Source organism: Streptomyces sp. NPDC002896 (genome assembly GCF_040295225.1).
Lineage (GTDB): Bacteria > Actinomycetota > Actinomycetes > Streptomycetales > Streptomycetaceae > Streptomyces.
Window position 1 is genome coordinate 1 of sequence record NZ_JBEOVA010000087.1, and the last position, 5,640, is coordinate 5,640.

Annotated in this window: 4 protein-coding genes and 1 pseudogene; 1 reads left to right on the forward strand and 4 read right to left on the reverse strand. The window is 67.2% G+C overall.

The window, feature by feature from the left end; genetic code table 11:
• The 4 genes and pseudogenes from ABT009_RS47125 to ABT009_RS47140 form a co-directional block, all read right to left on the reverse strand.
• On the reverse strand, positions 1-521 hold a 521-nt coding region (locus ABT009_RS47125; protein WP_351309569.1), incomplete at its 3' end, for a hydantoinase B/oxoprolinase family protein.
• A pseudogene (locus ABT009_RS47130) lies at positions 507-1,800 on the reverse strand (hydantoinase/oxoprolinase family protein); the annotation flags it as partial. The gene ABT009_RS47125 and the pseudogene ABT009_RS47130, both read right to left, overlap by 15 nt.
• Before the next feature lie 236 nt (positions 1,801-2,036).
• On the reverse strand, positions 2,037-3,428 hold the full coding sequence (locus ABT009_RS47135; RefSeq protein ID WP_351309560.1) for an NAD(P)/FAD-dependent oxidoreductase: 1,392 nt from the start codon (positions 3,426-3,428) through the stop codon (positions 2,037-2,039).
• On the reverse strand, positions 3,425-4,762 hold the full coding sequence (locus tag ABT009_RS47140; RefSeq protein ID WP_351309563.1) for an aldehyde dehydrogenase family protein: 1,338 nt from the start codon (positions 4,760-4,762) through the stop codon (positions 3,425-3,427). The genes ABT009_RS47135 and ABT009_RS47140 overlap by 4 nt, the downstream gene beginning before the upstream one ends.
• 434 nt (positions 4,763-5,196) lie before the next feature.
• On the opposite strand from ABT009_RS47140, the gene ABT009_RS47145 reads away from it, so the two are divergent.
• Positions 5,197-5,640, forward strand: a 444-nt coding sequence (locus ABT009_RS47145) for an FAD-binding oxidoreductase (protein ID WP_351309566.1), incomplete at its 3' end; no start/stop codon positions are given.

Below are 5,640 nucleotides of genomic sequence, written 5' to 3' on the forward strand. Positions count from 1 at the left end.
ACGCGCAGCGGGTCGTCGGTGAAGCCGTTGTCGTCGACGAAGTCCTCGGCCGAATACTCGCCGTCGGGCATGGACCCGAGCACCGCGCGCGCCATCCGCTCCGAGTAGTCCTGGAGTTCGGTGCAGGCGCGCAGCACCCTCTCCTGGGAGAACCGTGCCACCAGCTCCTGGAATCGGCGCTCGCCGGTCCTGTTGGCCGACACCTGCGCGCGTAGGTCGCCGATCACGAGCTCCGGCGCGCGCACGTTGATCGCGATGAGCTGTTCCAGCCACCCACCGTCGGCGAGATCCCGCTCGCCCAGCACGTGGTCGAACCGCAGTGAGGCCCGCTCGTAGCCGTACCCGGCGAACTCGTCGGCAGCCTGACGCTCCAGACGCTCGAACACGTCGATCAGTCCCGCGACGGCAGACTCTTCAACACGTGCAAAATGCGTTTGTTCGTACGTCCGGGTGACATCGGCGAGCAGCAGGCCAAAGGCGGAGAAGAGCCCCGGATGGATCGGAACCACCACGCGGTTCATCCCCAGCTCCTCGGCAACGAGCGCACCGATCATCGGGCCCATCCCGCCGAACGCATAAAGAACGTGCTCACGGGGATCACGGCCGCGCTGCACCGAAACCTTCGCGACTCCCCGCGCCATGTTGGAGACGGCGATCTGTACGATCGCCCAGGCCGCGGCGACAGCTCCCTCTTCCGACTGGTCCAGCTTGGCCAGCGCGGCGGTGGCGGCGTCCTCATCGAGCCTCATCCGGCCGCCGAGGAAGGTCTTCGGGCGCAGCCATCCGAGCTGAACCAAGGCGTCGGTCAAGGTCGGTTCGGTTCCGCCGCGGCCATAGCAGGCAGGGCCCGGCTGGGCTCCGGCGCTCTGCGGTCCGACCTGCAGCATCCCGCCAACGTCGTAGTGGCCGACGCTGCCGCCTCCGGCTCCGATGTTGACGATGTTGAGCGCCGGGATGCCCAGCGGCAGCCCGTCAACCATGCGTTCGTTGGACTGGTCCGGGCGACCGTCGGTGATCAGACAGATGTCGGTGCTCGTCCCTCCGACATCGAGCGTCACAGCGTTGGGGTAACCGAGCCGACGGCTCACCGTGAGCGCCGCGGTCACTCCGGCCGCCGGCCCGGACTCGAGCATCTCCAACGGGCGTCGCATGATGCCGGAGGTCGGCAACAGCCCGCCCGACGACTGCATCACGAGCATCGGAGTCCCGGACTCGGCGAAGCGGTTTTCGAGCAGCTCCAGGTACGACTGGACGTGCTTGAGCACGTAAGCACAGATCCCGGTCGCACTCGCCCGCTCGTACTCGCGAAAGACCGGCAGCACATCGCTCGAGACGATCACGGGCAGCTGAGGAAACTCCGCACGCAACACCTCCAAAGCGCGCTGCTCGTGCTCGGCGTTGCGGTAGGCGTGCAGGAAGCATATTGCGAGGGTCTCGATCTCCTGACCCGCGACGAGCTCGCCCACCGCTTTCAATAGCCCCTTCTCGTCAAGCGAGGTGAGGACCTCACCATGATGGTCGATCCGCTCCTCGACTTCACGCACGAGCGCGGTCGGGATGATCGGCTCCGGCTTGCGCGGCGAGAACTGGTAGACATCGCCCCGCAGCTGCCGCTGAAGCGCGAGCACGTCACGGAATCCCTTGGTCACCAACAGGCCGGCGCGCGCGCCGCGCCGGGTGAGGACAGCGTTCGTGGCTACCGTCGAGCCATGGAAGAAGCCCAAGTACGGCCCGCGCGGGCTCGGCGGGCGTCGAGGGGGTCTTGTGCGTGTTGAGCGCGCCGTCACCGTCGACCCACATCACGTCGGTGAAGGTTCCGCCGATCTCGACGGCCACGCGCTGCCGGCCCCATCCTCGATTAGCGCCTGCCGTTGTGTCACTGCTTTCCACAGCACTTCCTTTCTCCACAAACTGACGAACGTACGCTTGTTCAGTAATGCATGACTCCGTGAATGTTCTGATCTCTGGATTGAGGGTTGTCGGACGAGCCGGCTACGGCTTGAATGAGCAGACGCTGGCCCCAGCCACCGCGACTCTCATCTGCCCGATACCCAGGTCGCCGCCTTGGCGAGGGCGCTCGTGCGCCGCAGGCCGCGGGACTCACGCCGGTCAGCCTCGCGATAGAGGGCATAGACGAGACCGGCGCCGAGGTAGCGCAACGGCTCGGGTTCCCAAGCCCGTGCGTGCTGGTTGATCCAGGGCAGCGCCGTCAGGTCCGTGGTTTCCCCGAGCACCAGATCCCGGAGCGTCCGGCCGGCGAGGTTCGCGGTCGCCACGCCGTTGCCGACATAGCCGCCCGCGATGCCGAGCCCGGTGGCGGACTCGAAATGCACTGTCGGCGTCCAGTTGCGCGGCACTCCCAGCACCCCGCACCACGCGTGGTCGATCGGGACGTTCTTCAGAACCGGGAACATTTCGTGCAGCACCGAAGTCAACTGCCTGACCGTCCGACGTTGGGTCCGACCCTCGCTGTCGGTGCGCGAGCCGTATCGGTAGGGGACGCCCCGGCCACCGAGTGCGACGCGGCCGTCAGAGGTCCGCTGTGCGTAGATGTAGGCATGGGCGCGGTCGCCGAGCAGCTCGCACCCCTCCCACCCGATCTGGTCCCAGATGGTGTCGGGCAGCGGCTCGGTCACGACCATGGCCGAGTTGAGTGGGAGCCAGTCGCGGCGGTGCCCGCGGAGCGAAGCCGTGAACCCCTCCAGGCAGGTCAACTGGATCGGCGCTGAAACAATGCCGCGCCGTGTGATCGCGCGCCCGGGAACGACCTCGGTCACTTCGGTCTGCTCGTAGATCGTCACCCCTGCTCGCTCAACGCAATCGGCGAGCCCACGTACGAGGTCCGCCGGTTGTACGCGCGCACCGTGCGGGTTGAACGTGGCGCCGAGTGCTCCTTCGACCTGGAGCCGCGCGGCCACCTCTTTCCCGGTCAGCTCCCGGATGTCGTCCTCGGTCAGGCCCCACCGCCGGTCGTCGGCGATCTGCGTGTGCATCCGGGCCAGTTGCGCCTCACTGCGTGCGACGTGGAGGATGCCGCACCGCAGCGCCTTGGCGTCGATCGACTCAGCGTCGCACACGGCGATGACCTCGTCCACGGTCTTCTGCATCGCCCGCTGGAGCGCGACGACGGCGTCCCTTCCATGGGTCGCCGCGAGGCGCCTGCGCGGTGCGGCGAATCCCGACGTCAGCCATCCGCCGTTGCGCCCGGAAGCGCCGAAGCCCGCGAACTCCCGCTCGACCACGACGATGTCCAGCTCGGGCTTAGCGCGCTTGAGGTAGTAGGCCGTCCACAGTCCGGTGAGCCCCCCACCGGTGATGCACACGTCGACCGTGCGGTGTCCGGGCAACGGGGGCCGCCGGGACGGGATGCCCGAGGCGGCGTACCAGTGAGAGACTTCGCCGTTGCGGCGTGCGGTGCTGCCGGTCATCGCTGGATGGCTTTCAGAGTCGTGAACTCCATGAGTCCGTGCGGTCCGAGTTCCCGCCCGTGGCCCGACCGCTTGACGCCGCCGAAGGGCGCCAGCGGGTTGTACGCAGCGTCGTTGACGGAGACCTGCCCCGTGCGGATCCGCCTCGCCACAGCCAGCGCGCGGGCGGGATCGGCCGACCACACCGCTCCGCTGAGTCCGTAGTCGGAGTCGTTGGCGAGCGCGACGGCCTCCTCGTCACCGCCGTCGTACGGGATCACTGCCAGCACCGGGCCGAAGACCTCCTCCTGGGCCAGCCTCGACCCGGCGTCGACGTCGGTGAACACGGCGGGCGGCGCGTAGAAACCGGTCTTCGGCAGACTGGATGCGGCCGACGGACCGCCTGCGAGGAGACGTGTGCCCGCATCGAGCGCTCCGTCGACGAAGCCTGCGACGCGGTCGCGCTGAGCACGGCCGGCCAAAGGGCCGAGCGTCGTCTCAGGATCGAAGGGATCACCGACCTTGACTTCGTCGACCAGTGCCACGATGCGTTGCTCGACCTCGTCCAGCAGGCGCCGCGGCACGAGCATGCGGGTGAGCGCGCTGCAGGTCTGGCCCGAGTTGATGAAACACCCCTGAACGCCGGCGGTCACGGCCGCATCGAGGTCCGCGTCGTCGAGAAGGACGCTCGCCGATTTGCCGCCCAGCTCGAGAGCGACCGGTTTGACCCCCTTGGCAGCGACGTGCTGGGTGTGGGCGCCGTCCGCGGTGACCACGGTGTTCTCCAGGGCCAGGCCGTCCAGGAGCGGGATGAACGCGGGCGTCTCGTTGCTCTTGGCGTCGATCTGGCGTTGGGCGTTCACCGTTCCGGTGTGATCCATCGCGGCCAGCAGCCACACCGCCTTCCCTCCACCCGCGCGCGAGCCGCGCAACTGCTTCCCGTCGACGGCCACCGCCCGCCAACGGGTCGTTGCCGCCTGACGGTTCTGGGCCCTGGCCTGTAGGAATGCGCTGACGGCGGTGTCGAAGGCGTCGCCGTCGAGACGGCCGAGGAGCCGCATGACCGTGGTGGGATGCGGCACGGTGACCGCTCTGGTGAACGGGTCGACCGAGAAGCCGAGGGCCAGCAGCACCCAGCGAGGCGCGTCCGCGATCCACTCGGCAATCGCGGTCAGAGACCGCGCGCCGGCCAGCGTTCCTGCCGCCGCGGCCGCAACAAGCGCCGTCAGTGGGAAACGCCGATCACGACGGTCACGCGGGTCTGGCAGGCCCGCGAGAAACTGAACAAGGCACACCGCATCGGGCAACGGCTGCGGCGACGGGGTACGGGCCAGTTGCTCCAGGCCCGACGGCATAGGAGAAGCTGAGACAGCAGGCACGGTCTTCGGTTGTGGTCACGTGAACTCGACACTCACATGATCAACGAGACCGTGCCTGCACCTGCATCCGGACCCACCCGACATGACCGGCCATCACCGAGCGATCCCGCCCAACCCGCAAACACGCAGGGTTCCTGCCCGGCATCGTCACACCGCCGTGACCTGCACACTCGCGACATCACCGCGACTTTGCAATCGCCCTGCCTTCCGATCAAGCCAATTTCCATGTACAGTCCAAACTAACGACTGTACGTTAGCCCACCTCAGCTCGCACACAAAGCTTCCTCCGGGCTCCGAGGGGATCGTCATGCTGACATCTTCCGCCTGGAAGGGGCAAAGATCGTGGGGCATTGGGACGTGATTCAGCCACTGGCGACAGAATCAGCAAACAACAACGGGATGGTGTGATTATGGTGAATAGTTCTTCGCAGGCCGCAGCCTTGGCGGAGTTTGCCGCGCTTCTTGGCGCGGAAGGCATGCTGACAGACGAATCATCGGTCGAGGAATACCGGGATCCGTTCCGGGAGCAGGCGACCTCGGGCGAACCGCCGCTCGCGGTGCTTTCACCTGCCAATGTTGAAGAAGTCCAAGAGGTCGTGCGCATCGCCTCCCGTTATGGCGTCCCGATGTGGACTGGTTCGATGAGCCGGAACTACGGCTATGGCGCCTCCGAGCCCCGCGTCCCCGGGTCCGTGATTGTCAGCCTGCGGCGAATGAACCGGGTGTTGGAGATCGATGACGAGTCCGGGACCGTCATCATCGAACCCGGCGTGACGTTCTTTGATCTCTACAACGCGCTGCGCGAAGCCGGTTCCCGGTTGTGGCTTTCGGTGCCGGACCTGGGCTGGGGCAGC

What these genes read in the sequence shown, in the direction of transcription:
- ABT009_RS47135 (WP_351309560.1), bottom strand. Translation starts at nt 3,428, where the DNA reads ATGACCGGCAGCACCGCACGCCGCAACGGCGAAGTCTCTCACTGGTAC.
- ABT009_RS47140 (WP_351309563.1), bottom strand. Translation starts at nt 4,762, where the DNA reads ATGCCGTCGGGCCTGGAGCAACTGGCCCGTACCCCGTCGCCGCAGCCG.